This window comes from Streptomyces sp. NPDC020681 (assembly GCF_044334895.1).
In the GTDB taxonomy this organism is placed as follows: Bacteria; Actinomycetota; Actinomycetes; order Streptomycetales; family Streptomycetaceae; genus Streptomyces.
Genome location: NZ_JBIRTX010000006.1, coordinates 116,472 through 140,511, shown reverse-complemented (window position 1 = coordinate 140,511; position 24,040 = coordinate 116,472). Strand labels below are relative to the sequence as shown.

At 70.0% G+C, this 24,040-nt stretch carries 25 protein-coding genes; 14 read left to right on the top strand and 11 right to left on the bottom strand.

What is annotated here, in order from left to right; all coding sequences use genetic code 11:
- Nucleotides 1–2 precede the first annotated feature (2 nt).
- Complete coding sequence (locus tag ACH4YL_RS16455) at nucleotides 3–1,235, top strand: CaiB/BaiF CoA transferase family protein (RefSeq protein ID WP_398508013.1); 1,233 nt, start codon at nucleotides 3–5, stop codon at nucleotides 1,233–1,235.
- A 47-nt stretch (nucleotides 1,236–1,282) separates the two neighbouring features.
- Here ACH4YL_RS16455 and ACH4YL_RS16450 read toward each other — a convergent pair whose 3' ends face one another.
- Entirely contained in the window at nucleotides 1,283–1,546 is a 264-nt protein-coding gene (locus ACH4YL_RS16450; RefSeq protein WP_398508012.1) for a hypothetical protein, read from the bottom strand.
- A gap of 244 nt (nucleotides 1,547–1,790) precedes the next feature.
- On the opposite strand from ACH4YL_RS16450, the gene ACH4YL_RS16445 reads away from it, so the two are divergent.
- The 4 genes from ACH4YL_RS16445 (at nucleotide 1,791) to ACH4YL_RS16430 (ending at nucleotide 8,154) form a co-directional block, all read left to right on the top strand.
- Complete coding sequence (locus ACH4YL_RS16445; protein WP_398508011.1) at nucleotides 1,791–3,341, top strand: DUF4331 domain-containing protein; 1,551 nt, start codon at nucleotides 1,791–1,793, stop codon at nucleotides 3,339–3,341.
- 263 nt (nucleotides 3,342–3,604) lie between these two features.
- The gene (locus ACH4YL_RS16440; protein WP_398508010.1) at nucleotides 3,605–4,939 is read left to right on the top strand and encodes a tetratricopeptide repeat protein; all 1,335 of its coding nucleotides are present in this window, start codon (nucleotides 3,605–3,607) and stop codon (nucleotides 4,937–4,939) included.
- Nucleotides 4,936–6,420 (top strand): sulfite exporter TauE/SafE family protein, encoded by a 1,485-nt coding sequence (locus ACH4YL_RS16435; RefSeq protein WP_398508009.1) that lies wholly within the window; start codon nucleotides 4,936–4,938, stop codon nucleotides 6,418–6,420. Before ACH4YL_RS16440 ends, ACH4YL_RS16435 begins: the two co-directional genes overlap by 4 nt.
- A gap of 57 nt (nucleotides 6,421–6,477) precedes the next feature.
- Nucleotides 6,478–8,154 carry a protein kinase gene (locus ACH4YL_RS16430; protein WP_398508371.1) on the top strand — a complete coding sequence of 559 codons (1,677 nt, stop codon included), beginning with the start codon at nucleotides 6,478–6,480 and terminating at the stop codon, nucleotides 8,152–8,154.
- Here the strand turns inward: ACH4YL_RS16430 and ACH4YL_RS16425 are convergent.
- Entirely contained in the window at nucleotides 8,138–8,947 is an 810-nt protein-coding gene (locus tag ACH4YL_RS16425; protein WP_398508008.1) for an SGNH/GDSL hydrolase family protein, read from the bottom strand. The genes ACH4YL_RS16430 and ACH4YL_RS16425 overlap by 17 nt on opposite strands.
- 162 nt (nucleotides 8,948–9,109) lie before the next feature.
- Between ACH4YL_RS16425 and ACH4YL_RS16420 the strand changes: the two genes are divergently transcribed.
- The 5 genes from ACH4YL_RS16420 to ACH4YL_RS16400 all read left to right on the top strand — a co-directional run bounded on the left by ACH4YL_RS16420 (nucleotide 9,110) and on the right by ACH4YL_RS16400 (nucleotide 13,861).
- Entirely contained in the window at nucleotides 9,110–9,586 is a 477-nt protein-coding gene (locus ACH4YL_RS16420) for a hypothetical protein (RefSeq protein WP_398508007.1), read from the top strand.
- Between the two features lie 327 nt (nucleotides 9,587–9,913).
- Nucleotides 9,914–10,765, top strand: a complete 852-nt coding sequence (locus ACH4YL_RS16415) for a glycosyltransferase family 2 protein (RefSeq protein ID WP_398508006.1) — start codon at nucleotides 9,914–9,916, stop codon at nucleotides 10,763–10,765.
- Complete coding sequence (locus ACH4YL_RS16410) at nucleotides 10,762–11,865, top strand: glycosyltransferase family 2 protein (protein WP_398508005.1); 1,104 nt, start codon at nucleotides 10,762–10,764, stop codon at nucleotides 11,863–11,865. The genes ACH4YL_RS16415 and ACH4YL_RS16410 overlap by 4 nt, the downstream gene beginning before the upstream one ends.
- Nucleotides 11,866–11,885: 20 nt before the next feature.
- The gene (locus ACH4YL_RS16405; RefSeq protein ID WP_398508370.1) at nucleotides 11,886–12,662 is read left to right on the top strand and encodes a polysaccharide deacetylase family protein; all 777 of its coding nucleotides are present in this window, start codon (nucleotides 11,886–11,888) and stop codon (nucleotides 12,660–12,662) included.
- A 104-nt stretch (nucleotides 12,663–12,766) separates the two neighbouring features.
- Nucleotides 12,767–13,861 carry a DUF5925 domain-containing protein gene (locus ACH4YL_RS16400; RefSeq protein WP_398508004.1) on the top strand — a complete coding sequence of 365 codons (1,095 nt, stop codon included), beginning with the start codon at nucleotides 12,767–12,769 and terminating at the stop codon, nucleotides 13,859–13,861.
- A 15-nt stretch (nucleotides 13,862–13,876) separates the two neighbouring features.
- Here the strand turns inward: ACH4YL_RS16400 and ACH4YL_RS16395 are convergent, their stop codons facing one another.
- A complete protein-coding gene (locus ACH4YL_RS16395) occupies nucleotides 13,877–14,248 on the bottom strand; it encodes a GntR family transcriptional regulator (protein ID WP_398508003.1) in 372 nt (123 codons plus the stop codon).
- Nucleotides 14,249–14,315: 67 nt separating this feature from the next.
- Between ACH4YL_RS16395 and ACH4YL_RS16390 the strand changes: the two genes are divergently transcribed.
- Nucleotides 14,316–14,795 (top strand): DUF402 domain-containing protein, encoded by a 480-nt coding sequence (locus ACH4YL_RS16390; protein ID WP_398508002.1) that lies wholly within the window; start codon nucleotides 14,316–14,318, stop codon nucleotides 14,793–14,795.
- A 52-nt stretch (nucleotides 14,796–14,847) separates the two neighbouring features.
- Here the strand turns inward: ACH4YL_RS16390 and ACH4YL_RS16385 are convergent, their stop codons facing one another.
- Genes ACH4YL_RS16385 through ACH4YL_RS16375 form a run of 3 tightly spaced genes read right to left on the bottom strand, consistent with a single transcriptional unit; the run spans nucleotide 14,848 to nucleotide 17,861 of the window.
- Nucleotides 14,848–16,347 carry a tripartite tricarboxylate transporter permease gene (locus tag ACH4YL_RS16385; RefSeq protein ID WP_398508001.1) on the bottom strand — a complete coding sequence of 500 codons (1,500 nt, stop codon included), beginning with the start codon at nucleotides 16,345–16,347 and terminating at the stop codon, nucleotides 14,848–14,850.
- A 3-nt stretch (nucleotides 16,348–16,350) separates the two neighbouring features.
- Nucleotides 16,351–16,881 carry a tripartite tricarboxylate transporter TctB family protein gene (locus tag ACH4YL_RS16380; RefSeq protein WP_398508000.1) on the bottom strand — a complete coding sequence of 177 codons (531 nt, stop codon included), beginning with the start codon at nucleotides 16,879–16,881 and terminating at the stop codon, nucleotides 16,351–16,353.
- Nucleotides 16,878–17,861: a Bug family tripartite tricarboxylate transporter substrate binding protein gene (locus tag ACH4YL_RS16375; RefSeq protein ID WP_398507999.1), complete on the bottom strand. Its 984-nt coding sequence runs from the start codon at nucleotides 17,859–17,861 to the stop codon at nucleotides 16,878–16,880. Before ACH4YL_RS16375 ends, ACH4YL_RS16380 begins: the two co-directional genes overlap by 4 nt.
- Before the next feature lie 233 nt (nucleotides 17,862–18,094).
- Here ACH4YL_RS16375 and ACH4YL_RS16370 point away from each other — a divergent pair, with 233 nt between their 5' ends.
- Together ACH4YL_RS16370 and ACH4YL_RS16365 are read left to right on the top strand one after the other, a co-directional pair.
- On the top strand, nucleotides 18,095–18,775 hold the full coding sequence (locus tag ACH4YL_RS16370; RefSeq protein ID WP_398508369.1) for a response regulator: 681 nt from the start codon (nucleotides 18,095–18,097) through the stop codon (nucleotides 18,773–18,775).
- Between the two features lie 28 nt (nucleotides 18,776–18,803).
- Nucleotides 18,804–19,652, top strand: coding sequence for an META domain-containing protein (locus tag ACH4YL_RS16365; protein ID WP_398507998.1), 849 nt, complete (start codon nucleotides 18,804–18,806; stop codon nucleotides 19,650–19,652).
- Between the two features lie 12 nt (nucleotides 19,653–19,664).
- On the opposite strand, the gene ACH4YL_RS16360 is transcribed toward ACH4YL_RS16365, so the two are convergent.
- Nucleotides 19,665–20,222, bottom strand: coding sequence for a DinB family protein (locus tag ACH4YL_RS16360; RefSeq protein ID WP_398507997.1), 558 nt, complete (start codon nucleotides 20,220–20,222; stop codon nucleotides 19,665–19,667).
- Entirely contained in the window at nucleotides 20,222–20,650 is a 429-nt protein-coding gene (locus ACH4YL_RS16355) for a pyridoxamine 5'-phosphate oxidase family protein (RefSeq protein WP_398507996.1), read from the bottom strand. The genes ACH4YL_RS16360 and ACH4YL_RS16355 overlap by 1 nt, the downstream gene beginning before the upstream one ends.
- A 348-nt stretch (nucleotides 20,651–20,998) precedes the next feature.
- Here ACH4YL_RS16355 and ACH4YL_RS16350 point away from each other — a divergent pair, with 348 nt between their 5' ends.
- Nucleotides 20,999–22,000 (top strand): lytic polysaccharide monooxygenase, encoded by a 1,002-nt coding sequence (locus ACH4YL_RS16350; protein WP_398507995.1) that lies wholly within the window; start codon nucleotides 20,999–21,001, stop codon nucleotides 21,998–22,000.
- A 62-nt stretch (nucleotides 22,001–22,062) separates the two neighbouring features.
- Here ACH4YL_RS16350 and ACH4YL_RS16345 read toward each other — a convergent pair whose 3' ends face one another.
- The 3 genes from ACH4YL_RS16345 to ACH4YL_RS16335 form a co-directional block, all read right to left on the bottom strand.
- Nucleotides 22,063–22,920 carry an esterase/lipase family protein gene (locus tag ACH4YL_RS16345; RefSeq protein ID WP_398507994.1) on the bottom strand — a complete coding sequence of 286 codons (858 nt, stop codon included), beginning with the start codon at nucleotides 22,918–22,920 and terminating at the stop codon, nucleotides 22,063–22,065.
- A gap of 213 nt (nucleotides 22,921–23,133) precedes the next feature.
- The gene (locus ACH4YL_RS16340; protein WP_398507993.1) at nucleotides 23,134–23,625 is read right to left on the bottom strand and encodes an SRPBCC family protein; all 492 of its coding nucleotides are present in this window, start codon (nucleotides 23,623–23,625) and stop codon (nucleotides 23,134–23,136) included.
- Nucleotides 23,606–23,959 carry an ArsR/SmtB family transcription factor gene (locus ACH4YL_RS16335; RefSeq protein ID WP_398507992.1) on the bottom strand — a complete coding sequence of 118 codons (354 nt, stop codon included), beginning with the start codon at nucleotides 23,957–23,959 and terminating at the stop codon, nucleotides 23,606–23,608. Before ACH4YL_RS16335 ends, ACH4YL_RS16340 begins: the two co-directional genes overlap by 20 nt.
- Nucleotides 23,960–24,040: the final 81 nt, after the last annotated feature.

The following is a 24,040-nucleotide window of genomic DNA, read 5'->3' as shown; positions in this document are numbered from 1 at the left end:
GCATGAGCACCCAGCCCCCGCCCTCGTCACCGCGCTCGCCCTCGGTTGAGCCGCTGCCGCTCGACGGCATCACCGTCGTCGCGGTCGAGCAGGCCGTCGCGGCCCCCTTTGCCACCCGCCAGCTCGCCGACCTCGGCGCCCGCGTCATCAAGGTCGAGCGTCCGGACGGCGGCGACTTCGCCCGGGCCTACGACACGGCCGCCCGCGGGCTCGCCTCGCACTTCGTCTGGTGCAACCGCGGCAAGGAGTCCATCGCCGTCGATCTCAAGGACCCGCGCGGCCTCGACATCGTGCGCCGGCTGGTGGCGGACGCGGATGTGTTCATGCAGAACCTCGCTCAGGGCGCGGCCGCCCGGCTCGGCCTGGACGCGGCCACGCTGTGCGCCGCGCACCCGCGGCTGATCGCCGTGGACATCTCCGGATACGGCGCGGAGGGACCGTACGCCCACAAACGCGCCTACGACATGCTCGTGCAGTGCGAGGCCGGTCTGGTGTCGGTCACCGGGACCGCCGAGCACCCGGTGAAGGCCGGGATTCCGGCGGCCGACATCGCGGCGGCGATGTACGCCTTCTCCGGCGTGCTGGCGGCGCTGCTGCGCCGCGGCGTGACGGGCCGCGGAGGTCCGGTGGAGATCTCGATGCTGGAGTCGCTGGCCGAGTGGATGGGGCATCCGCTGAACCACGGGATGCACGGAGGTGAGCCGCCGGCGCGCACCGGTGTCGCGCACGCCGTGATTTCTCCGTACGACGCCTACGCCACCGCCGACGGCGGACAGGTGCTGCTGTCGGTGCAGAACGACCGGGAGTGGCAGCGGCTCGCTGAGCAGGTGCTGGTCCGGCCCGAGCTGGGCAAGGATCCGGCCTTCGCCACCAACACGGCCCGTACGGCAAACCGCGAGGGGACCGATGCGGTGGTGGCCGAGGCGCTGGCGAGGCTGAGCACCGAGGAGGCGGTCGGCCGGCTCGATGCGGCCGGCATCGCCTGTGCCCGGCTCAACAGTGTGACGGATGTGGCCCGGCATCCGCAGCTCGCGGCGCGGAACCGGTGGCGGGAGGTGGACTCACCGGTCGGGCCGCTGCGGGCGCTGCTGCCGCCGATCACCCTGCCGGGCGGCGCGGAACCGCGGATGGGCGCGATCCCTGCGCTGGGCGAGCACACCGACGCGCTGCTGAGGGCCCTGGGAATGACGGAAGAGGGGACAGCTGCGCTGCGCCGGGACGGTGTGGTCGCCTGAGCGCCTCGTCGCGAGGGGTTGATGTCCTTGCGGGTCCTGCGGGTCGGTCAGCTGCGGCTGCCGAAGAGGGAGCGGCGAAGCCGCCGAAGAGGAGCGAAGAGCGAGACACGCGCGCTCTTGCTCTTGCGGGTGTGCGCCACATCGCGGGAGGTCAGCTCGAGCATCAGCGATGTCGCCTCCACCGCGTCACCCTGCGGGACGGCGGGACCGCCGAGCACCGAAAGATGGCGGTCGAGACGCGAGCTGCTCGCGCCCGTCCCACATGTGATCGCAGGCACGCGCGGCCTGCTACGCACTGTTATCCGTTCCATGTCACTCCCCACCCGTACGACGTACCCGGCCCGGGCAGGTTAACCCTATCGCCCCGCCGTGACACTCGTGTATCCCGGTCGCAGGATTCACCACACCCGTACGTGAGTTGACGGTCATTCACTGAATCCGCCCGATTCCAGGGCGAGTTGGACAGTTTCGAATTCTCCACCAATCCATCCGTCGCGCAGTCCCGAATGCCAGTCGCAAGGCAACCGAACTCGTTGCTCAGAACGGACGGACGCGATGACCGCAACCAACAGGAGCGGGCGGGGGCCCGGAGCTTTCCGGGGGCGCACCGGCCTCGCCGCGCTCATTTCCGGCACGCTGGCCGCCGGGGCTCTTGCCGCCGCCGGCGTGAACGCGCTGGAGCCGGAGGCGGCAACCGCCTCCAGCCACCGTGAGGCACCCCTGATCTCCGGCCAGCCGCAGTACGACAACACCGATGTGTACGCCTTCGTCAGCCCGGACCGGGCGGACACCACGACACTGGTGGCCAACTGGCTGCCGTTCGAGGACCCGGCGGGCGGGCCGAACTTCTACAAGTTCGCGCACGACGCCCAGTACGACATCCACATCGACAGCGACGGCGACGCACAGGGCGATCTGCTCTACCGCTGGACCTTCAAGGACCACGTGAAGAACGGGAACACCTTCCTGTACAACACCGGGCCCGTCACCAGCCTCGACGACCCGGACCTCAACTTCACGCAGACCTACGACATCGATCTGCTGCGGCTGAAGAACCAGCATGTGAAATCCACCACGAAGATCGCCGACGATGTACCGGTCGCGCCGTCAAATGTGGGCAAGGCGTCCATGCCGGACTACCCCACGCTGCGCAAGCAGGCCGTGCATCAACTGCCGAGCGGCATCACGACCTTCGCCGGCCAGGCTGACGACCCGTTCTTCCTGGACCTGCGGGTCTTCGACCTGCTGTACGGCGGTGACCTGTCGGAGGTCGGGGACGACACGCTCAAGGGCTACAACGTCAACAGCGTCGCGCTGCAGATTCCGACGCACTATCTGCAGCAGTCCAAGAAGCAGCCGGTGATCGGCATCTGGTCGACGACCCAGCGGGCGAACGCGAGCGGCGGCTGGACCCAGGTCTCCCGGCTCGGGATGCCGCTGACCAACGAAGTCGTCGTACCGCTGAAGAACAAGGACAAGTTCAACGCGTCCTCGCCGTGGAACGACGCCGACTTCCTGCCCTTCGTCACCAACCCGGAGCTGCCGAAGCTGATCGAGGGCATCTACAAGATCAAGGCGCCGGCCGAACCGCGGAACGACCTGGTCTCGGTCTTCCTGACCGGAGTCAAGGGCCTCAACCAGCCGCCGAACGTACGGCCGGCGGAAGCGCTGCGGCTCAACACGTCGATCAAGCCCACCGCCTCACCGAAGCGGCTCGGCGTACTCGACGGCGACAACGCCGGCTTCCCGAACGGCAGGCGGCTCGGCGACGACGTCCTCGACATCGCGCTCCAGGTCGTCGAAGGCGAACTGGTGGGCTCGAAGAACGACTTGGGCGACGCGGTGGACGCGAACGACGTCAAGTTCGAGGCGAGCTTCCCGTACGTGGCCCTGCCGGCCTCCGGCTCCGACGGACCGACCGCCAAGGGCGGTACGTCCCGCAACGCGCTCAACGGCGGCGCGGGCCTGTCCGGATCGACCGGTGACGGCAACAGCAACACGCTCCTGATCACCTCGGCGGCGGCAGCCGGCGCGGGTGTGCTGCTGATCGCCACGGGTCTGTCCTGGTGGCGCCGCCGGCGGCGCAGCTACGGCACCGGTTTCTAGGGCCTTTCGTCTGGATCAGGCCGGATGAGTGAGCGGGCTCTAGTGCCGTGGATCGCAAGGCGGAGGAGGGAGGCATGGCGGAGCCATGCCGACCGACGACAACGCGGCGAGGCGCGGTGCCAGAGCCCGCGAGCCCGGCAAGATCCAGACGACAGGCCCTAGCAGGCACTCGGGGCTCGTCCCCGGACCCCGCGCTCGCCTGTGGCGGCACGGGGTCCGGGCCACGTCCCAAGCCCCCGCATCGGATCGAGAGGACCGGGAACATGTCTCAGACCAGCGACGCCCGCGCACCGCGCAGCGGGCTTCGGCGGCGCCTCGCCGTCGGATTTGGCGCCCTCGGCGTCGCGCTGGCCATCAGCGCGAGCGCTGTCGTCATCGGCGGCGACGGCAACGGCGGCCCGCCCTCCCCTGTCGGCGTCGCCGCGCCCGGAGCCGGCGTCGCCGCGCTGGAAGCGCATCTGCGGAGCCAGCCCAAGGACGCCCAGGGCTGGGCCACTCTCGGCTCCGCCTATGTCGAACAGTCGCGCACCTCCGGCGACCCCGGCGGCTATCCGCGCGCCGACGACGCCTTCGCGCGGTCCCTCAAGCTGCGGCCCGACGACAATGACGCCGCACTGGCCGGCCGTGCCGCACTGGCGGCCGCGCGGCACGACTTCACCGGCGCGCTGCGGGACGCGGACCGCGCCCTCGCCATCAACCCGTACAGCGATGAGGGCCTCGCGATCCGCATCGACGCGTTCGTCGAACTCGGCCGCTACGACCGGGCGTTGAAGGCGGCCCAGGAGGCCGACGTGCGACGCCCCGGCATCCCCGTCTTCACCCGGCTCGCCTATGTCTTCGAGCTCCGCGGTGACGCGAAGGGCGCGAACCGCGTACTGACGCTGGCCATGAGCTCCGCCGCCTCGCCCGCCGACATCGCGTACGTGGCCACCGCGCTGGGTCAACTCGCCTGGTCCCAGGGCCAGTACGACACCGCACTCAAGCACTGCGCCACCGCCCTGCGCGCCGAGCCCCGCAACATCGCCGCCCTGGAGTGCCGTGCCCGCACGCACGCCGCGCAGGGCAGGACCCCGGAGGCGATCCGCGAGTACGAGGCGATCGTGGCGCGCTATCCGCTGCCCGGTCAGCTGGTCGCGCTCGGCGAGCTGTACGAGGCGGCGGGCAAGCCGCAGCAGGCCCGCAAGCAGTACGCGCTCATCAACACCTGGACGGCTCTCGCCCGCTCCGGCGGAGTCAATCCCGATCTCGACACCGCGCTCGCGGCGGCCGACCACGGAGACCGGGCCGCGGCGCTGAAGGCGGCCCGTGCCGAGTGGCAGCGGCGGCAGACGGTGCACACGGCAGACGCGCTCGGCTGGGCGCTGCTGCGCAACGGGCAGGCCGAGGCGGCACTTCCGTACGCCCGCAAGGCGACCGCGACGGGCTACCGCAACGCGGTGTTCCTGCACCACCTCGGCATGATCGAGCTCGCCGCGGGCGAGGACGCCGCCGCCCGCCGCTCCCTCACCCGGGCACTCGACATCAACCCCGGCTTCTCGCCGCTCGGCGCCGCCGAGGCGCGGCGGGCGCTGAAGCGGACCGCCAAGGAGGGGTCATGAGGAAGCGCATCGCCCTTGTCGGCGCGCTCGTCGTCGGTCTGTTCCTGGTTCTCACCGGGACCGCCGCCGCGCATCCGCTGGGCAATTTCACCGTCAATCACTACGACGGGCTGGTCGTCGGCCGGGGCGAGCTGCGGGTCGACCATGTCGAGGATCTGGCGGAGATCCCGACCGCCCAGGTGGACCCGGCCTCGCGGACACCCGAGGCCCTGCCGTCCTGGGCCCGCGCGCGGTGTGCGACCGCGGCACGGGAGGGGCGGGTCGAGGTGAACGGCCGCGCGGTGGCGCTCCGTCCCGGCGCGAGCCGGGCCGAAGTGCGCCCCGGGCAGGCCGGATTGCCGACCCTGCGCCTGGAGTGCCGGCTGACCGCCACGCTGCCGGACGGCGAAGCGGCCATCGGCTTCCGCGCGCCCGGCGGTGAAGGGCCGGGCTGGCGGGAGATCACGGCGCGGGGTGACCGTATGCAGCTCACCTCGTCCGACGCACCGCAGAAGTCCGAGTCACGCAGGCTGACCGGCTATCCCGAGGACCGGCTCTCCTCACCGCCCAGCCGGACGGAGGCCACGCTGACCGCCGTGCCCGGCGGACCCGCGCTGGTCGACGACGGCGGCACCGACCGGGACGGCGCGGGCGCGGCCTCCGTGCTGCCGCGTGGCGCGGACCGCTGGACCCAGGCGCTGACCGGGCTGGTCGAACGCCGCGAACTCACCCTCCCCTTCGCGGCCCTGGCCCTGGCCACCGCCATCGCCCTCGGTGCGCTCCACGCGCTCGCGCCCGGCCACGGCAAGACGCTGATGGCCGCCGCGGCCGCCGCCGGTGGCCGTAACTCGGTGCGGGACGTGCTGACGCTGGGCGCTTCGGTGACGGTCACGCACACGCTGGGAGTGTTCGCGCTCGGCGCGCTGGTGGCGGCCGGTTCGGCGGCGGCGCCGTCGGTGGTCGCCTGGCTCGGCGTCGCGAGCGGCGCGCTGGTCGCGGTGGCCGGCGCCGCGCTCGTACGCAGGGCATGGCGCCGTCGCGGCCACCAGCACACGCACGACCACCACCATCACCATCACACCCACTCGCACACCCATGCCGATCACGACCACCAGACGGGCCATGACCACACACACCACCACCATGAGCGCCGCGGGATGCGCGGCACGCTGCTCCTCGGCTTCGCCGGCGGGCTCGTGCCCAGCCCGTCCGCCGTCGTCGTCCTGGTCGGCGCGGCCGCGCTCGGACAGGCCTGGTTCGGTTTCCTGCTCGTCCTCGCGTACGGCGCCGGGCTCGCTCTCACACTGGCGGCCGCGGGCTTCCTGGTCGTCCGGGTCGGCGAGCGTGCGGCCGCGTTCCTCATGGCTTTCACGGAGCGCAAGCCCCGAAGCGGGCGGCTCGCGGCGGGTCTTCGGCGCGCGATGCCGCTCGGCACCGCGTTCATGGTCTTCGCCGTCGGATGCGGATTGGTGCTCCGGGGGGCGGCAGCGGCCTGGAGTTGAGCTAGCTTGGAGTGGTTTCCACCGAGATGCCGTGCTGCCGTGACGCTGACGCTACGGATGGGGGCTCGCGTGCCCGAGAATCAACTGATCGCGGGGCGTTACCGGCTGCTGAGCCCACTGGGCGAAGGCGGCATGGGCGTGGTGTGGCGCGCCCGCGACGAGGTGCTGGCCCGCGAGGTCGCCGTGAAGGAGGTGCGGGCGCCCGCCGGTCTGGGCTCCGCCGACGAGCGCCGGCTCTACCAGCGCCTGGAGCGGGAGGCGTGGGCCGCGGGACGGATCTCGCACCGCAACGTCGTGACCGTCTTCGATGTCGCGATGGAAGAGAACCGGCCGTGGATCGTGATGGAGCTGATCCGCGGGCTCTCGCTCGCCGACGTGCTGGAGGCGGAGGGACCGCTGACTCCGCAGCGCGCGGCGCACATCGGCGCGGAGATCCTCGCCGCGCTGCGCGCCGCTCACGAGGCGGGTGTGCTGCACCGCGACGTGAAGCCGGGGAACGTGCTCATCTCGAACGACGATCGCGTGGTGCTCTCCGACTTCGGGATCGCGATGGTCGAGGGCACGTCCAACCTCACGATGACCGGCGAGCTGATCGGCTCGCCCGAGTTCCTCGCGCCCGAGCGGGCGTTGGGGCGCAATCCGGGTCCTGAGTCGGATCTGTGGTCGCTCGGTGTGCTGCTGTACGCGACGGTGGAGGGCAGTTCGCCGTTCCGCCAGAACACTCCGCTGAGCACTTTGCGGGCCGTGGTCGACGAGGAGCTGCCGCCGCCGCGCAGGGCCGGTGCGCTGGCGCCGGTGATCGCGGGACTTCTGCGCAAGGATCCGGCGGACCGGCTCCCGGCGGACGAGGCCGAGCGTCTGCTGCGGTTGGTCGGCGCGGGCGGCACTCCGCAACCGGCCACGCAGCCGGGTTCGTACAGCCCGACCGTCCCGTCCGTCTCATCGGCCCCGTCGCCCGGGCCGGCCACCGCGCCCGTGCCGGTGCCGGTGCCGCTCGCCATGCCCGCTCATGCGACCACGGCGGCGACCCATGGACCGCAGCAGGGTCATCCGCGACGGGCCAAGGTCGTGCTGGCCACGGGCGTTGCGGTGCTGCTGCTCGCGATCGGCGGTCTGGCCTGGGCGCTGGTCAACAAAAACAAGGACCCGGACGACAAGGGCGGCGGCGGCAACAGCCCCGGTCCGGTGACGGGAAGCACGACGCCCGGTCCCACCGGCACGGCGGCCGCTCCGGGCGGCAACACGGACGGCGGCGGTGACGACGACGGCGGCGCCACGACGGGCAACGGCGGTACGACCCACCAGGCACCCCAGACCGTCAGCGTCCACGCACAGGCGGTGCACGGCAGTTACTCGGGCACCTGTCCGCCGCCCGAGGCCAAGGCTCCGGCGTTCCGGGCGACGGTCACGGTCGGCCGCCTCCCCGCCACCGTGAACTACCGCTGGGCCACGGAGAGCGGCGAGAGCTCCGGCTCCGGCTGGAGGACGCTGCGGTTCGCGGCCGGAGACCCGAAGCAGAAGCAGGTCAACCATGTCGAGCTGACCTACAGGGCGGGCGAGACGCACCACGACCGGATCCGGGTGGAGGTCCGGAGTCCGGTCGAGGCGCGGTCCAACTGGGTGGAGTTCTCGGTCACCTGCGAGCAGGAGACCCCGACGGACGGCGGCTCCTACACGGCGAACACGCCCGACGCCGCGAGCACCGTCGGCTTCGCGGTCAGGCGTGCGAGGTGAAGACGGGCAGATAGCCGCCGGACTGGCCGGAGGCGGTGGGGTGGTACGACTCGCTGATGTTGAGCCAGTTGACGCTGTGCAGCCAGGCCGCACCGGAGCAGATCTCGTGCCCGGTGAAGGCGGGGGTCACATCCGCGAAATCGTAGCCGTGGTTGGCTGCGCGCTTCGCGATGGCGGCGTTGAGGTAGTCGGCGGCGGAGTTGATCGCGGACCGTTCGTTCTCACTCAGTCCTGCGATGCAGCTGCCGCCGAGCTTGTAGAAGCGGGGGTAGCCGAGGACGACGACCTGCGCCGCCGGGGCCTTGGTTCTGATGGCCGAGTACACGCCGTCGAGCTTGCCGGGCAGGGTCGTGTCGACGTACGCGCGGGCCGTGTTGATCCGGTTGATGCAGCTGGATTCGGACTGCAGGACGCAGGTGGTCATGACGTCGGCGAAGCCGGCGTCGTTGCCGCCGATGGTGATGGAGACGAGGTCGGTCGCGGAGCTGAGCGGGCCGAGCTGGCCGGCCGTCACATCACCCGTACGAGCGCCCGAGCAAGCGGTGAACGCGAACGACGAGGGTGAATGGGCGGCGGCCCAGAGCTTGGGGTAGGCGCGGGTGCTGCGCTTGCAGTTGCCGCTTGCGCTGTCGTAGCTGCCCGCTCCGAGACCCGAGGAGTACGAGTCTCCGAGGGCCACATAGTCCAGGGCCAGAGCGGATTCCGAGGCCTGCGCCTGGCCCGCTCCGGTGAGAGCGAGAACGGCGCCGAGGAGGAGTGAGGATGATAATGCCGCGATTCGGGACAGTTTCATGGAACCTCCCTTTAGCAGGATCTCTGCCTCAACTTTCGTACCAAGCCCCATACTTCACCGGAAGTGTCCATGCCAAGAATTCGTTGGTCTTCTTGACGGAACGCCCCGGTCTGCGCAGCATGGATGGCCTCACAACCGACGCCTTGGGGGGCAAAGTCGGTGATGCGGACGATCGGCGACAAGCCGTCAGGAGTCAGGACGGATCTACTGCCCGCGCTCGCGGGCGTCGCGTGCGCCGTCTCGGGGGTCGGCGTCGCGCTGGCGCTCGCGGACGTCTCGTCGCCGCTGCGCGCGCCGTTCGTGCTCTTCTTCCTCTTCGCGGGTCCGGCCGGGGGGCTGTACGCCGCGCTGCCGCGACTGGAGCTCGCGGCCCGGGTGGCGACGGCCGCGGCGGGGGCCGTCGTCATCGCCGTGCTGGCGGCCCTGTTCCGCTCGCCGCTGCACGTCCTGACGGCCGGCGGCGCCGTCGCGGCGGTCGCCGCGATCACCGCGCTGCTCTTCCTCCGGACGCCGTTCCGTCGAATGCGGAATCCGGAACAGGCCGGTCCGAGTGATCAATTGAGGAAAGGGATCAAGAGAAGCCGATCGGGACGGTCCGTATCGGACCTCCGAATCGGTATCAAAAAAGTAAAAAGGTGAGTCCTCGTTCCAGGTCTTGCCATACAGTCCTAATCATCAATACCGTCGTACATCCACCCGCAACGGTCCATCACGCAAAGCGGCTCTAGGGGAGGGCTCAGGCGCCGCGATGGTTCCGGAACGGGGCGCGGTAGGGGGGTGCCGTGCTCGGTTTTCGCGCTCTTGCCGAGCCGTACGCCGCGCGGCCAGTTTTGCCAGCTCACCCGACCAAGTGAGGAGAGCTATTCCGTCATGGGCGGGTGACTAGAAACCCCCCTTTCAAACCGGAAACTCATCCGGATCGTCCGTGGGGCGGACGGTCCACCGGTGGAGAGGGAAGACAGACTCATGAGTTCAGTCCTGCACCCGGCCGCTCCGGGGCAAGATCCGTCGGTTCAGCAATCCATGCAGCAACCCAGCCGAATAGCTTCCGACTACCGGCCGATCTCCTCTCATCTCGCGATCACGCCGCCCGTCAGCGTGGTCATCCCCGCGATGAATGAGGCAGAGAATCTGCCGTACGTCTTCAAGACCCTGCCCGACTGGATTCATGAAGTCGTGCTGGTCGACGGGAATTCCAGCGACAACACCGTCCAGGTGGCCCGCGAACTGTGGCCGGACATCAAGGTCGTCAAGCAGGTGGGCAAGGGCAAAGGGGATGCCCTCATCAGCGGATTCGCCGCCTGCACCGGCGACATCATCGTGATGGTCGACGCTGACGGATCGGCCGACGGAAACGAGATCGTCTCGTATGTCTCGGCCCTGGTCTCCGGCGCCGATTTCGCCAAGGGCTCGCGTTTTGCCAACGGCGGCGGCACGGACGACATGACGCCGATCCGCAAACTGGGCAACTGGGTCCTGTGCGCCGTTGTCAACCGCAAGTTCGGAGCCCGCTACACCGATCTCTGCTACGGCTACAACGCCTTCTGGAAACACTGCCTGGACCGGATCACGCTGGACTGCACCGGCTTCGAGATCGAGACCCTGATGAACATCCGGGTGGTCAAGGCCGGGCTGCGCGTGCAGGAAGTCCCCAGCCACGAGTACCTGCGCATCCACGGGGTCAGCAATCTCAGGGCCGTGCACGACGGACTGAGAGTGCTCAAGGTCATCCTCAAGGAGAAGCGCGTGAGCCGTGCCGCCCGCCGCCGTCCCGCGGCGGCGCCGAGCGTGCACATCCCGCGGGGAGAGACGTCTTGAGCGACCGCGGTTTCTCAGTGGTGATCTGCGTCTACACGGAGGACCGCTGGGAGGACATCCTGGCTGCCGTCGACTCCGTACGGCGTCAGTCGCTGCCGGCCCTGGAGACGCTCCTCGTGGTCGACCACAATCCGGCGCTGCTGGACCGGCTGGCCAAGGAGTACCAGGAGTACGGGCCGCTCGGCGGTTCCGCCGCCGAGGGCGAGGAGGTGCGGGTGCTCGCCAACGCGGGCCCCCGCGGCCTCTCCGCGGGCCGCAACACCGGAATCGCCGCCGCCCGCGGCGAGTTCGTCGCCTTCCTCGACGACGACGCCGTGGCCGAGCGTGACTGGCTGCGGTACTTCGCCGAGGGCTACGAGGACCCGCGCGTGATGGCCGTCGGCGGACGGACGATGGCCGCCTGGGCATCAGGTCGCAGGCCGGTCTGGTTCCCGGAGGAGTTCGACTGGGTCGTCGGCTGTACGTACCGGGGGCTGCCGCGCGGCAAGGTGCGGGTGCGCAATGTGCTCGGCGGCAACGCCTCCTTCCGGCGGCGGGCGTTCGACGCGTCGGGCGGCTTCGCCACGGGCATCGGGCGCGACGGCGACAAACGGCCGCTCGGCTGCGAGGAGACCGAACTGTGCATCCGGCTCGCCAAGGCGATGCCGGACGCGGTGCTGCTGATCGACGACCGGTCGGTGATCCACCACAAGGTCCCGGTGGCGCGGGAGCAGTTCGCGTACTTCCGCACCCGGGCGTACGCCGAAGGGCTGTCCAAGGCGCTCGTGGCGCGCAGCGTCGGCGCGGGCAAAGGCCTGGAGTCCGAACGCCGCTACACCACGCGGGTGCTGCCCGCGGGCGTCGTGCGCGGTCTGCGCGACGCGGTGCTGGGCCGCCGCGGCGGGGCGGGCCGGGCGGCCGCGATCGTGACGGGCGTCGCGGCGGCGGCGGGCGGCTATGCGGTGGCGACGGCCCGTGCGCGGGTGGCGGGCGCGCCGACGTTCTCCTCGGGCCCGATCAGCCCGGCGGGCCGGACGGATCATCTGGACCCGACGGACCGTGCGGACCCGGCGGACCGAGCACGCCCGATCAGCTCGGCCGCGCAAAGTGAGGTGTCGTGAATCAGGCCGTACCCATCCTGATGTACCACGCCGTCGCGCACCGGCCGGCGGAGGCGACCCGCGGCCTGTCCGTCTCTCCGGACGCGTTCGCCGAGCAGTTGGAGCTGCTCGGCGAGCGCGGGTTCACCCCCGTCACCACCGCTCAACTGGGCGAGGCATGGCGGTCGGGCGGGCACCGGCCGCTGCCGCCGCGGCCGGTGCTGATCACCTTCGACGACGGTTACGAGGGCGTACACCGGCACGCCCTGCCCGTACTGGCCAAACACGGTTTCGCGGCGACGCTGTTCGTCTCGACCGGCTGGCTGCGCGGTGCGTACGACGAAGGCGGCGCACTCGACACCATGCTCGACTGGGACCAGGTGCGTGAACTCGCCGCCGCGGGCACGGAGATCGGCGGCCACACCCACACCCATCCGCAGATGGACCAGCTCGACGACGAACGACTCCGGTACGAGACGGTCCGCTGCCGTGAGGTGATCGCCGACGAGCTGGGTGCCGTCCCGGTCTCCTTCGCCTACCCGTACGGCTATTCGAGCCGGCGGGTGCGGCGCACCGTCCGGGCGGCCGGATTCGCCCAGTCGCTCGCCGTCGGCAACACGCTGGCCCGGCGCGGCCAGGGGCCGTACGCGCTGGAGCGGGTGACCGTGCGGCGCAGCACCGGCATCGAGGAGTTCGAGCGGCTGGTCGAGGGCCGGGCCGTCGCGCGGAACTTCGCGAAGGACCGTGCGCTCACCAAGGGTTACGCGGTGGTCCGCCGCGCCCGCCGGGCCGCTTCGCTGATCCGGAGTCCGGACTGAGCAGCGGCACGGGCGGCCCGGCAGGATCGGCCAGACAGGGCCTAGGACCGCGCCTGCGGTCAAAAGACCGTGCATGGAAAGGTCCGGTGCCAGATCATGGGCGCATGTCTGCCAAGCCTCAGGACGCGCTGCCGATCCGGCTCACCGTCGACGACAGCGATTCACCCACGGATGTCGTCGACGCGCTGTTCCTCGGCCGTTTCGCGACGGGCGAGCAGCCGTACTCGCACAGCTCCAGCATCGACCGGGTGAAGCCCGGTGCCGCACTTCTGCCCCCGTCGGCCTCCGTGCTGCGCTCCGCGCGCGACGACGACCGCAGCGCCCTGCTCGCCGAGGGCGAGGGCTGGACGCTGCTCGTCTCGCGCTGGAACCGCGGCGCGGACGTCACAGTGACCGCGGTCAGCTCCGAGCTCGCGGAGAAGATCCTCAAGCAGACGACGGACGGTGCGGAGGACGAACCGGAACCGCAGCCGGAGAACGTGACCATGGGGTTCTGGTACGTGTCGCCGCGGCGCGGACCGCACCGCACCACCCGCCAGATCGCCGCCGGCACCTGGGACGAGGTCCGGCCCAACTACACGGCCCCGGTGGCCGACGCCATGGACCGGCTGATGAAGGTCACGCCCGACGACATCGCAGGCCGGCTGCTGCTGCTGCACGGCCCGCCGGGCACCGGCAAGACGTCCGCGCTGCGCACGCTGGCCCGCTCCTGGCGGGACTGGTGCCAGGTCGACTGCGTGCTGGACCCGGAGCGGCTGTTCAACGACGTCGGCTATCTGATGGACATCGCGATCGGCGAGGATGAAGGCACCGCGAAGGGCCGCTGGCGGTTGCTGCTGCTCGAGGACTGCGACGAGCTGATCCGCGGCGAGGCCAAGCACACCGCGGGCCAGGCGCTTTCCCGGCTGCTCAACCTCACGGACGGCCTCCTCGGCCAGGGCCGCAACGTCCTGGTGGGCGTCACCACCAACGAGGACCTGGAGCGGCTCCACCCGGCGGTGGTCCGTCCCGGCCGCTGTCTGGCCCGGATCGAGGTGGGCGCGCTGACCCGCAAGGAGTCGGTGAACTGGCTGGGTACGGAGGAAGGCGTCGGCCGCGACGGTGCGACGCTGGCGGAGCTGTACGCGCTGCGCCGCGGCACCACCCCGCCGTCGATCCCGGACCAGCACAGCGGCGCGGACGCGGGCCTGTATCTGTAGCGGGCCGGCCGGCGGTCACCCGTACGCCGCGCGCAGTGCGTCCTCCACCGCCGCCCGCGCGTCCGCCCGGCTCAGGCCGAGCCGGTGTGCCACCGCCGCGTACTCCGCGGCGGCGGTGGCCGCACGGCGTTCCGCCGCGTCACCCGCAGCAGCGACAAACGTGCCGTTGCGCCCGCGCGTCTCGATGACTCCGTCGCCCTCCAGCGCGCGATACGCCTTCGCGACGGTGTTCGCCGCCAGGCCGAGGTCCTCCGCGAGTCCCCGTACCGTCGGCAGGCGGTAGCCCACCGGCAGCGCGCCGGAGCGCGCCTGTTCGGAGATCTGCGTACGCAGCTGTTCGTACGGAGCGACGGCCGAGTCGTCGTCGACAGTGATGTTCAGGGTCACCCGCCGATTCTCCCCCACCGGCGGAAATCAGGATGCGTCCACCAGCAAAGACGCTGACAATTGCCCGATGCTGATGATCGAGGTACGGCTGGTCAAGGCGGGAGCGACGAAGATCGTCTATCCGGCGGAGCTGATCGAGGACGACGGCAGGCACGTGGTGGTCCGCGCTCCGTGGGCGGGCGAGGGCGTACGGGACTTCGGCTTCGTGCGGTTCGAGGCGGGTGATGTGTTCACCGAGCACTACTGGCGCGACCGGTGGTTCTCCGTGAAGGAGGTCCGTGCCGGCGACGGCTCGCTGAAGGGCTGGTACTGCGACATCGCCAGGCCCGCGGTCCTCGAAGGCGGCGAGCTGGTCGTCGAGGATCTCGATCTCGATCTGTGGGTGTCCGCCGACGGCTCGTCCGTACTGCGGCTCGACGAGGACGAGTTCGCCGAGAGCGGTCTGGCGGAGCGGGACCCACAGGCGGCGGACCGGGCCGTGAAGGCTCTGGACGAGCTCGAACTCCTGGCGCGCCAGAGCGGGTTCGACGCCCTGCTCGCACTCTGAACCGCGTCCGCCCCGTGGCCTGAGAGGCACACGGGGCGGACGCGGCGGTCGATCAGGCCGCGGCGTCACTACGGCGGCGCACGATCAGTTTCTTCAGCCAGGGCCACGCCACCAGGATCACGATCACCGCGTACACCGTCACCGAGAACGGCGTGTTGACCAGGCCGGTAACGCTGCCGTCGCTGATCTGGAGCGCACGGCGCAGCTGCTGTTCCGCGGCCGGGCCGAGGATCACGCCGATCACCGCGGGCAGCACGGGCAGTCCGTACCGCCGCATTCCGAAGCCGATCAGACCGATGATCAGCAGGATGACCAGGTCGAGAGCCTCGCCGCCGACCGCGTACGCGCCGACTCCGGCGAAGAACAGGATTCCCGCGTAGAGATACGGCCGCGGGATGCGCAGCAGCTTCGCCCACAGCGGCGCCAGCGGCAGGTTGAGCGCCAGCAGCAGCACCATGCCGATGAACAGCGAGGCGATCAGACCCCACACCAGGTCCGGCTCGCGCTCGAACAGGAGCGGGCCGGGCTGGATTCCGTACTGCTGGAAGGCGGCCAGCATGACCGCCGCGACCGCGGTGGTCGGCAGACCGAGCGTCAGCATCGAGACCAGCGTGCCGGCCGCGGAGGCCGAGGCCGCCGACTCCGGTCCCGCCACGCCCTCGATCGCTCCCTTGCCGAACTCCTCCTTGTGCTTGGAGAGCCGCTTCTCGGTGACGTACGACAGGAAGGTGGGGATCTCCGCTCCGCCGGCCGGGATCGCACCGAACGGAAAGCCGATGGCGGGTCCGCGCAGCCAGGACTTCCAGGTGCGCCGCACATCGGACTTGGCGAGCCAGGGCCGGCCCACCGGGATCGCCTCTCCGGAGGTACGGCGCAGATGGGCCGCGACCCACAGCGCCTCGCCGATCGCGAACAGACCGACCGCGACGATGACGACGTCGATGCCGTCGGCGAGTTGGAGCGAGCCGAAGGTGAGCCGCTGCTGGCCGGTCATCTGGTCGAGGCCGACGAGTCCGAGCGTGAGGCCGATCAGCAGCGAGGCAAGACCCCGGATCCGCGACGAGCCGAGCACGGACGTGACGGCGATGAAGGCCAGCACCATGATCGCGAAGTAGTCGGGCGCGCCGATGTCCACGGCGAGTTCGGCGACGGTCGGAGCGAGCAGCACCAGCAGGATCGTGCCGATCATGCCGCCCGCGAAGTGACCGCCCGCCGCGGCGGCGAGCGCCTGAGCGCCACGGCCCGCCTTGGCCATGGGATTGCCTTCGATGGCCGCGACGACGGCCGCGCTCTCCCCCGGTGTGTTCAGCAGGATCGAGGTGGTGGAGCCGCCGAACATCGCTCCGTAGTAGATGCCGGCGAACATGATGAACGCGCCGGTCGGTTCGAGTCCGTATGTGACCGGCAGCAGCAGCGCCACCGCCATGGCCGGGCCGATTCCGGGCAGTACGCCGATCGCCGTGCCGAGCAGCACGCCTATCGCGGCCCAGAGCAGATTGACCGGAGTCAGCGCGGTGCCGAAGCCGTCGAGCAGCGAGTTGAGTGAGTCCATCGGCTAGAGCACCTCCATCAGGGGGCCGCCCGGCAGCGGAACGCCGAGCAAGTTGTTGAAGACGAAGTAGGTGACGAGGGAGAGGACAGCGGCGATCAGCGGGTCGCGGTGGTGGTGCCGGCTCCCGAGCGCGAAGGCCGCGCCCCAGAACAGCAGCGCCCCGGCGACCGGGAAGCCGATCGGGCCGATGAGTACGGCGAAGGCGAGGAAGACGCCGGCGAGGAGCAGCACCGTGCGCCAGTCGCTCGGCTCGCTCAGATCGATGTCCTCGCCGGTCTCGGACTCGCCGCGGCCGCCGCGCAGTACGTCGACGGCGAGCAGCACGGCCACCAGCAGCAGGCCGATGCCGACCGCGATGGGGACGGTCCTGGGGCCGACGGGGCCGCGCTGGGCGATCTCGACGTCCATGGTGAGCGCGTCGGTCAGGACGACCACGCCGATGACGAACAACAGCAGACTGACGCCGAGTTCCGAGTGGTCGCGCAGCCAGGAGCGGCGGACCTCCGTGGTGGGTTCGGTCTCCGTGGTGGTCACAGCCCCAGCTCCTTCAGCACCGAGTCCACGCTCTTGTTCTGCTCTTCGAGGAAGTCGCCGAATTTCTCTCCGGTGAGGAAGGCGTCGTTCCAGCCGTTCTTCTTCATCGACTCCTGCCACTGCTTGGAGGCGTGCAGCCCCTCCACCAGGCCGATGAGCTTGTCGCGCTCGGCGTCGGAGAGACCGGGAGGTGCGACGATGCCGCGCCAGTTGGTGAACTCGGTGTCGAGCCCGGCCTCGCGCAGGGTCGGCGCGTCGAGGCCGGGTACCCGCTTCGGTCCGGTGACGGCGAGCAGCCGCAGTTCGCCCGCCTTGATCTGGTCCAGGTATTCGCCGACGCCCGAGACGCCGAAGGCGACCTTGTTGCCGAGGATGGAGGCGAGCAGTTCGCCGCCGCCGTCGAACGGGATGTAGTTGACCGTCTTGGGCTCGATCCCGGCCGCCTGCGCCATCAGCATGGGCGCGAGATGGTCGGGCCCACCGGGTGACGAGCCGCCGCCGACCGGCAGTTTGCCCGGGTTCTTCTTCCAGGCGTCGAGCAGGTCCTTGATCGTCTTGTACGGGGAGTTCTTGGAGACGACCACGATGTCCTGCTCTTCGGTGAGCCGGGCTATGGGCGTGGTGTCGGCGAGGGTCTTGGGCGCCTTGTTGGTGTGGACGGCTCCGACGACGCCGAGGCCCATGGACATGGCGAGCCTGCCGTTGCCGTGCTCGCCGACGAGCCGGGCGAGTCCGACGGTGCCGCCTGCGCCGGGCAGGTTGAACACCTCGATGTTGTGGGTGAGCTCGGCGTCCTCGGCGTTCTTGGCCGCGGTGCGGGCGGTGATGTCGTAGCCGCCGCCGGGCGTGTTCGGGACCATGAACCGCAGACCGGGGATCTGCGTACCGGTGTCGGAGCCCTTGCCTGCGCTGAGCAGCGGCGGCCCCACCAGCACCAGCAACGCCGCCCCGAGCAGGGCGAGAGGAGTGCGCAATCGCACGTGGGCCGCCTTTCGAGAGGTGGTTCGAGAGGGTGTGAAGTGGCCCACATGTTGCCTGCGTGTTAAGAAGCTGTCTCCCTTCCGGAATCAACGGACGTTGTGGTCCTTGTGGTCGCGGCCTAGCGTGTCCGGAAGATGCTGTGCTTTCCCCGGGGGACAACCCCCGGACCCCAGGTCGGAACAGCTGACACGTGGCTGAGCAGGCCGTCCTCGCGAGGTGTATCCCGGTGAACGTGCTGGTGGTGGACGACGACTTCATGGTCGCCAAGCTGCACTGCCGCTATGTGTCCGCGACGGAGGGTTTCCGGGTCGTCGGAGTGGCTCACAGCGGCGCCGACGCGCTGCGCGCCGCCGAGCGGCTGAGGCCCGATCTCGTACTCCTCGACATCTATATGCCCGACATGGACGGGCTCAGCGTGCTGCGCGAGCTGCGCGCGGCCGAGGAGCGCGACGAGGGCCGGGCCAGCGTCGACGCGCTGTTCATCACGGCCGCCCGGGACGCCGGTCTGATCCGGCAGGCGCTGCGGGCGGGCGCGCTGCACTATCTGATCAAGCCCTTCACCCAGGCGGCGCTGCAGGAGCAGCTGCGGCATGTGGCTTCGCTGCGGTCCCGCTTCGACCGGCTCGGCCAGGCCCGCCAGGAGGATGTCGACCAGATCTTCGGCACCCGCCCGCCGGGCTCGCGCGAGCTGCCGAAGGGCCTGGCCGCGCACACCGCCGAGCTGGTGGAGCGCATTCTGCGGGAGCACCCGGGCGAGGATCTGTCGGCCTCGGAGTGCGCGGAGGCGGGGTCGCTGTCGCGGGTCAGCGCACGTCGGTATCTCGAGTACTTCGCGGATACGGGCCGGGTCGAGGTGACCTTGCGGTACGGCGGCACGGGCCGGCCGGAGCGGCGCTACCGGCTGGTCGGCTGAACCACCGGCGAGGGAACCGTTGTCCGCTATGCCCCGTCCCAGGGGCATGCGCTCCCAACTGAGCATCCCCGCAACGGTCCTGGCCCTCCTGACCCTCGCCGCGTGCGGCACCGAGTCGGCCAAAGGGCCTTCCTCCGGCACCACGCACGACGCCGATTCGATCACAACCAAAGCTGATGTCACGGGCATCCGCTGGACGGTCAAGACCATGACCGTCGACGGCAAGAAGTCGTCGGCGCCGCCCGGCGCGCACCTCCGGATCACCACGAAGGGCACGTTCGGCCAGGACGGCTGCAACGGCTTCGGCAGCGCCGGGGCGACGATCGAGGGCAACACCCTCATCGCGCGCCCGGGCGCTACGACCTCCATGGGCTGCGAGAAGGAGGTCGCCGACTTCGAGCAGGCCATGCGCGGGTTCTTCAACGGCAGGCTCACGATGCGTGCGGCCGACAAGAAACTCACCCTGACCGCCAAGAACGGCGACTCCGTCGAGCTGGCGTCCCAGGGCCCGTCCGTACCGCTGGTGGGCACCAAGTGGTCGGTGAACTCGCTCGTCGTGGACAAGAAGCCGTCCTCCGTGCCCGGCGGCAAGGCGAAGCAGCCGTATCTGATCTTCGGCAAGGACGGCACCGTACGCGGCAAACTCGGCTGCAACACCGTGACCGGCACCGCGAAGGTCACCAAGTGGGACCCCAGCATCGCCTTCGGCCGGATCGCCACGACCCGGCGGGTGTGTCCCGGCCCGGAGATGGCGCTGGAGCGTGAACTGCTGAAGATCCTGAAGGGCTATGTGCGGTACAACCAGGAGTTCAACGGTCTGACCCTCACCGCGGAGGACCGCACGAGGGTGTTGACGGCGACGGGGTCGACCGCCTGAGGCTGCGGCCTCTCAGGTCAGGACCATCCAGCGCCGGCCGTCGATGAGTTCTCGCGCCGCGTCGAGGTGACCGGCGTGGCACGCGGTCTCGGTGATGACGTGCAGCAGGACGTCCCGATGGGTGTACAGGTGCGGTTCGCCGAAGAGATGGCGCGGCCACCAGGCCGGCGCGGTGTCCGCGGGTGTGGCGTTGATGACGGCGTTCGCGAACTCCGTCTCCCTGCGGTACCGGTCGAGCACTTCGGCGGCCGGCAGCCTCGGCTCGACCTGCCAGGCGTCCTCGCTGTCGTCGAGGCCGAGGATGACGTCCTTGTCACCGGCGAGGGCCGCACGGAACCAGAACCGCTCCACGTCCAGGGCGAGATGCTGGACGAGTCCGAGACAGTTCCAGCCGGACGGCAGCACGGGCCGCCGCAGCGCATCCGCGTCCAGCCCGTCGAGAATTCCCAGAACATGGCGCCGCTGTCCGTCCAGGGCGGTGAGAAGCGCCCGGATCTCAACATCCGTTGCCTCGTCCGGCACTTCGACCCTCGGCCGCGGACCGTCGTCGGTCGTGTCGGTCACCGCCATCAGAGCGAGCCGAGGTCCGCGCTGACCCACCGCTCCGGCCGCATGGTGATGACCACCTGCTCGCCGTGCTCCTTCCATGCCATGTCGACATAGCCGTCGACCTTGTCGGCCGGGAGGTAGCGGGCCGAGAGCTCCACCAACCGCTCGCGGGTGGCGGCGACGGTGCCGATGACCGGCCCCTCGACCGAGACGTACCGGATGGTGGGCTCGAGCACGTCGGCCAAAAGGCAGATACGGCCTGCCGCGGCGATCAGGGCGGCCTTCCGGGAGTCGCGTCCCGTCATGATCCAGATGTCGCCGCCGGGCGCGTACTGGTACCAGATCGGCACGGTGAGCGGCGCGCGCCCGGCCTCGCCCGTGTCCACCGCAAGGGCTGCGACATGGGGCTGGGCCAGGAACTGCTCGCGCTCTTCGCGGGTCAGGGCCACGACGACTCCTTCACTCGGGCTGCGCTCAGGTCAGCTCAGGTCAAAGGACCCGGGCCGGCCGGGTCCCGGTCAACCGTAGTCCGCCGACCACTGCGACGGACGGCCATTTCGGGCCGCGCCGGACACCCGTGTGGGTCTTTCTGAGCCCCCGCTTAGCGCCTCCTTAAAGGACCCATAAGGATCGCCATCACCCCCTTCCAGCAGGCGATTTCGAGGTTGTGAGCGGCTAGCTTGCTGATCGCCGACGCGGGTTCGAACGGTCGGTGCCGTAGTCCGACGGGGGGCCGCGCCGCCCGTTTGAACTCGCCTCGATCCCCCCATATGACCCCCTTGAGGAGAAACGCCACCATGACCGCTCGCCGTAAGGTCACCACGGTCGCCGTCCTCGGCATCGCGCCGCTCGCGCTGGCCGGGCTCACCGCCACTCCGGCCGTCGCGCACGGTTCGATGACGGACCCGGTCAGCCGGGTCTCCGCCTGCTTCGCCGAGGGGCCGGAGAGCCCGGACTCGGCGGCGTGCAAGGCCCTGGTCGCGGCGGGCGGCACGCAGCCGCTCTACGACTGGAACGAGGTCAACATCGCCAACGCGGCGGGCAATCACCAGTCGCTGATCCCGGACGGCAAGCTGTGCAGCGCGGGCCGCGACAAGTACAAGGGTCTCGATCTGCCGCGCGGTGACTGGCCGTCCTCCAAGCTGGCGGCCGGCAACCACACGTTCCACTACAAGGCCACGGCCCCGCACAAGGGTTCCTTCGAGCTGTACCTCACCAAGGACGGTTACGACCCGACGAAGCCGCTCAAGTGGTCGGACCTGGAGGCGCAGCCGTTCGCCAAGGTGACCAACCCGAATCTGGTGAACGGCGAGTACGTCTTCGACGGCGTCGTCCCGAAGAAGTCGGGCCGTCACCTCGTCTACTCGATCTGGCAGCGCTCGGACTCTCCCGAGGCCTTCTACACCTGCTCCGACGTCGTCTTCGGCGCGGACAACGGCGGCGCGGCCACGCCTCCGGCGGCCTCCGCCCCCTCCGAGGAGGAGATAGCGGACGGCGCCGATCAGTCCACGGTCGACCACAACGGCCACGGTGGCGACGACCACAGCGAGGCGACGAAGGGCTCGGAAGCGAGCGAAAAGGCGGAGAAGCCGGCCGAGCAGGCACCGGCCAACGCGCCCGTGCCGAACAGCGCCTCGGCCCCGAAGGCCGACTCCGGCGAGAACCTCGCCGAGACCGGTGGCGACAGCAACACCCCGTACTTCGCGATCGGTGGCGCGGCCGCGCTCGCCGTCGGCGCCGCCGCGATGTTCGGCACCACCCGCCGCAGGGCGACGGCCGGCGGCCGCAGGGGCCGCTGACCGTCGCCGGGCTACGGGAACTTCGGGACTACCGGAGTACCGGACTACCGACCGCGCGTCCGTCAGGAGAAGACGGACGCGCAGGTCGTCCGGGTGGCGTGCGCCGGGTCAAGGGCGTTCGCCACCTCGTGGTACGCGATCCGGTCGAACAGGCCGATCGCGAGATGCTCGGACAGGTCGAGCGGGCACAGGTCCTGGACGAGCACATTGCGTACGTTCGGACCGTCCAGATACTGCGAGCGGTACGGGGTGGCCACCTGGTCGTAACGGGTGGAGATGACCGTGTAGTTCACGCCGGGCACCGTGTCCCCGCCCTCGTTGAGCTTGGTGATGAAGGCGGAGCCCACCATCTGGTCGGCGAGTCCCGGGGTCGCGGCGCTGAGCAGCTCCTCGGCGCCCGGGAAGTACGGCAGCAGTTTGGTGAGGCCCGACAGGGTGGTGCCGTGGTTGTCGGGCGCGAGGCCGACGAGTGCGTTCACCTTGTCGGCGCCGCCCAGGAACTTCAGGTAGTGGCGCGGCATCATGCCGCCCTGGGAGTGGCCGACGAGATCGGTCTCGGACGCTCCGGTCGCGGAGAGCACCTTGTCGACGTAGACGTCCAGTTGCTCGGCGGACTTGTCGATGGGTCCGAGGCCGTTGAAGAGGGGCACCCCGGGCAGCTGGCCGTAGTCGAGCGAGAAGACGCAGTAGCCGCGCTTGACCAGGTACGGAGCGAGGCTGAGCCAGTTGTCCCAGGAGTTTCCGAAGGTTCCGTGGACGAGGATGACGGGGCGGGGATGGGCGGCGGAGGGCTTGCAGGAGTAGTTGTTCCAGCCGCTGTGGGGCGCCGAGTCGGCGGCGGCCGCCGACGGGGTGAAGGCGATGGCGGCGGCCAACAGCAGGGCTGCTAACGGTCTGAGTACACGTTTCCAAGGCAGCATCGAGCAGTCTCCTTGCGGCTCAAGGGAGTAGCGATGGCTGGATAGCGGTGCTGCCACAAACGTACGCACGAGTAACCGCCGGATGGAAGTTACGTGCCGGTAAAAACTGAATCCGTGTCAATAAGATGCCGTCGCAGGCGAATCATGGAAAACGACGAACGGCCCTGGGTCCCAACGGGACCAGGGCCGTTCGTGTGTGCCGGGCCTGCGGACTCAGCCCATGGTGTCGAGGTGCTCCTGGAGCCGGTCGTAGGTCTCCACCACGCCCGCCTCCATGCCCATGGCGGTGGCGCCGGCGAGGGCTTCGGCCGTCGGCCAGAGTGAAGTGCTGGTCAGCGTGGTCCTGCCGTCCTTCTCCTCGAAGGTGAGCGTCGTCAGCACCGGTTCCACATCGGGCATCTGCTCGAACATCTCGGTGTAGACGATCCGCTCCGGCGGCACGATCTCCTTGTACACGCCGGAGAAGACGATCTCCTGGCCTTCGGCGTCCTGCTGGCCCCAGCGCCAGGCGCCGCCCGGGCGGAGGTCGATGTCGCAGACCGTCGTGGTCAGCGCGCGCAGTCCGTACCACTTACGTACGTGCTCGGGCTTGGTCCACGCCTCGAACACGAGACTGCGCGGGGCGTCGAAGACGCGGGTGATGACGAGTTCGCGGTCGGTCGGTGTGGTCAGCGTGGTCGGGTTGTCACTTGCCTTCGCGGTCATCGTTTCGCTGCCTTTCCTGGAGTTCGATCAGGTAGTCGTCGAGCCGGCCGAAGCTCTCCTCCCAGAACCGGCGGTAGCTCTCCAGCCACTCGGAGACCGGCTTGAGCGGTCCGGCCCGCAGATGGCAGGGCCGGTACTGGGCGTCGCGCCCCCTGGTGATCAGTCCGGCGCGTTCGAGCACCTTCAGGTGCTTGGAGATCGCCTGCAGGCTGATCGAGAAGGGCTCGGCCAGCTCGTTGACCGTCGCCGCCCCGTCCGCCAGCCGCGCCAGGATGGCCCGGCGGGTCGGGTCGGCGAGAGCGTTGAAGGTGAGGCTGAGCGGGTCGTCTGCCATCTCGTAATCAACCATCCAGTTGTTTAACCGATAGGTTGAGCATGCAGGTCGTCGGGGGTGATTGTCAAGAGAACATCGTCA

What these genes read in the sequence shown, in the direction of transcription:
- ACH4YL_RS16455 (WP_398508013.1), top strand. Translation starts at nt 3, where the DNA reads ATGAGCACCCAGCCCCCGCCCTCGTCACCGCGCTCGCCCTCGGTTGAG.
- ACH4YL_RS16450 (WP_398508012.1), bottom strand. Translation starts at nt 1,546, where the DNA reads ATGGAACGGATAACAGTGCGTAGCAGGCCGCGCGTGCCTGCGATCACA.
- ACH4YL_RS16445 (WP_398508011.1), top strand. Translation starts at nt 1,791, where the DNA reads ATGACCGCAACCAACAGGAGCGGGCGGGGGCCCGGAGCTTTCCGGGGG.
- ACH4YL_RS16440 (WP_398508010.1), top strand. Translation starts at nt 3,605, where the DNA reads ATGTCTCAGACCAGCGACGCCCGCGCACCGCGCAGCGGGCTTCGGCGG.
- ACH4YL_RS16435 (WP_398508009.1), top strand. Translation starts at nt 4,936, where the DNA reads ATGAGGAAGCGCATCGCCCTTGTCGGCGCGCTCGTCGTCGGTCTGTTC.
- ACH4YL_RS16430 (WP_398508371.1), top strand. Translation starts at nt 6,478, where the DNA reads ATGGGGGCTCGCGTGCCCGAGAATCAACTGATCGCGGGGCGTTACCGG.
- ACH4YL_RS16425 (WP_398508008.1), bottom strand. Translation starts at nt 8,947, where the DNA reads ATGAAACTGTCCCGAATCGCGGCATTATCATCCTCACTCCTCCTCGGC.
- ACH4YL_RS16420 (WP_398508007.1), top strand. Translation starts at nt 9,110, where the DNA reads ATGCGGACGATCGGCGACAAGCCGTCAGGAGTCAGGACGGATCTACTG.
- ACH4YL_RS16415 (WP_398508006.1), top strand. Translation starts at nt 9,914, where the DNA reads ATGAGTTCAGTCCTGCACCCGGCCGCTCCGGGGCAAGATCCGTCGGTT.
- ACH4YL_RS16405 (WP_398508370.1), top strand. Translation starts at nt 11,886, where the DNA reads ATGTACCACGCCGTCGCGCACCGGCCGGCGGAGGCGACCCGCGGCCTG.
- ACH4YL_RS16400 (WP_398508004.1), top strand. Translation starts at nt 12,767, where the DNA reads ATGTCTGCCAAGCCTCAGGACGCGCTGCCGATCCGGCTCACCGTCGAC.
- ACH4YL_RS16390 (WP_398508002.1), top strand. Translation starts at nt 14,316, where the DNA reads ATGCTGATGATCGAGGTACGGCTGGTCAAGGCGGGAGCGACGAAGATC.
- ACH4YL_RS16385 (WP_398508001.1), bottom strand. Translation starts at nt 16,347, where the DNA reads ATGGACTCACTCAACTCGCTGCTCGACGGCTTCGGCACCGCGCTGACT.
- ACH4YL_RS16365 (WP_398507998.1), top strand. Translation starts at nt 18,804, where the DNA reads ATGCCCCGTCCCAGGGGCATGCGCTCCCAACTGAGCATCCCCGCAACG.
- ACH4YL_RS16360 (WP_398507997.1), bottom strand. Translation starts at nt 20,222, where the DNA reads ATGGCGGTGACCGACACGACCGACGACGGTCCGCGGCCGAGGGTCGAA.
- ACH4YL_RS16350 (WP_398507995.1), top strand. Translation starts at nt 20,999, where the DNA reads ATGACCGCTCGCCGTAAGGTCACCACGGTCGCCGTCCTCGGCATCGCG.
- ACH4YL_RS16345 (WP_398507994.1), bottom strand. Translation starts at nt 22,920, where the DNA reads ATGCTGCCTTGGAAACGTGTACTCAGACCGTTAGCAGCCCTGCTGTTG.
- ACH4YL_RS16340 (WP_398507993.1), bottom strand. Translation starts at nt 23,625, where the DNA reads ATGACCGCGAAGGCAAGTGACAACCCGACCACGCTGACCACACCGACC.
- ACH4YL_RS16335 (WP_398507992.1), bottom strand. Translation starts at nt 23,959, where the DNA reads ATGGCAGACGACCCGCTCAGCCTCACCTTCAACGCTCTCGCCGACCCG.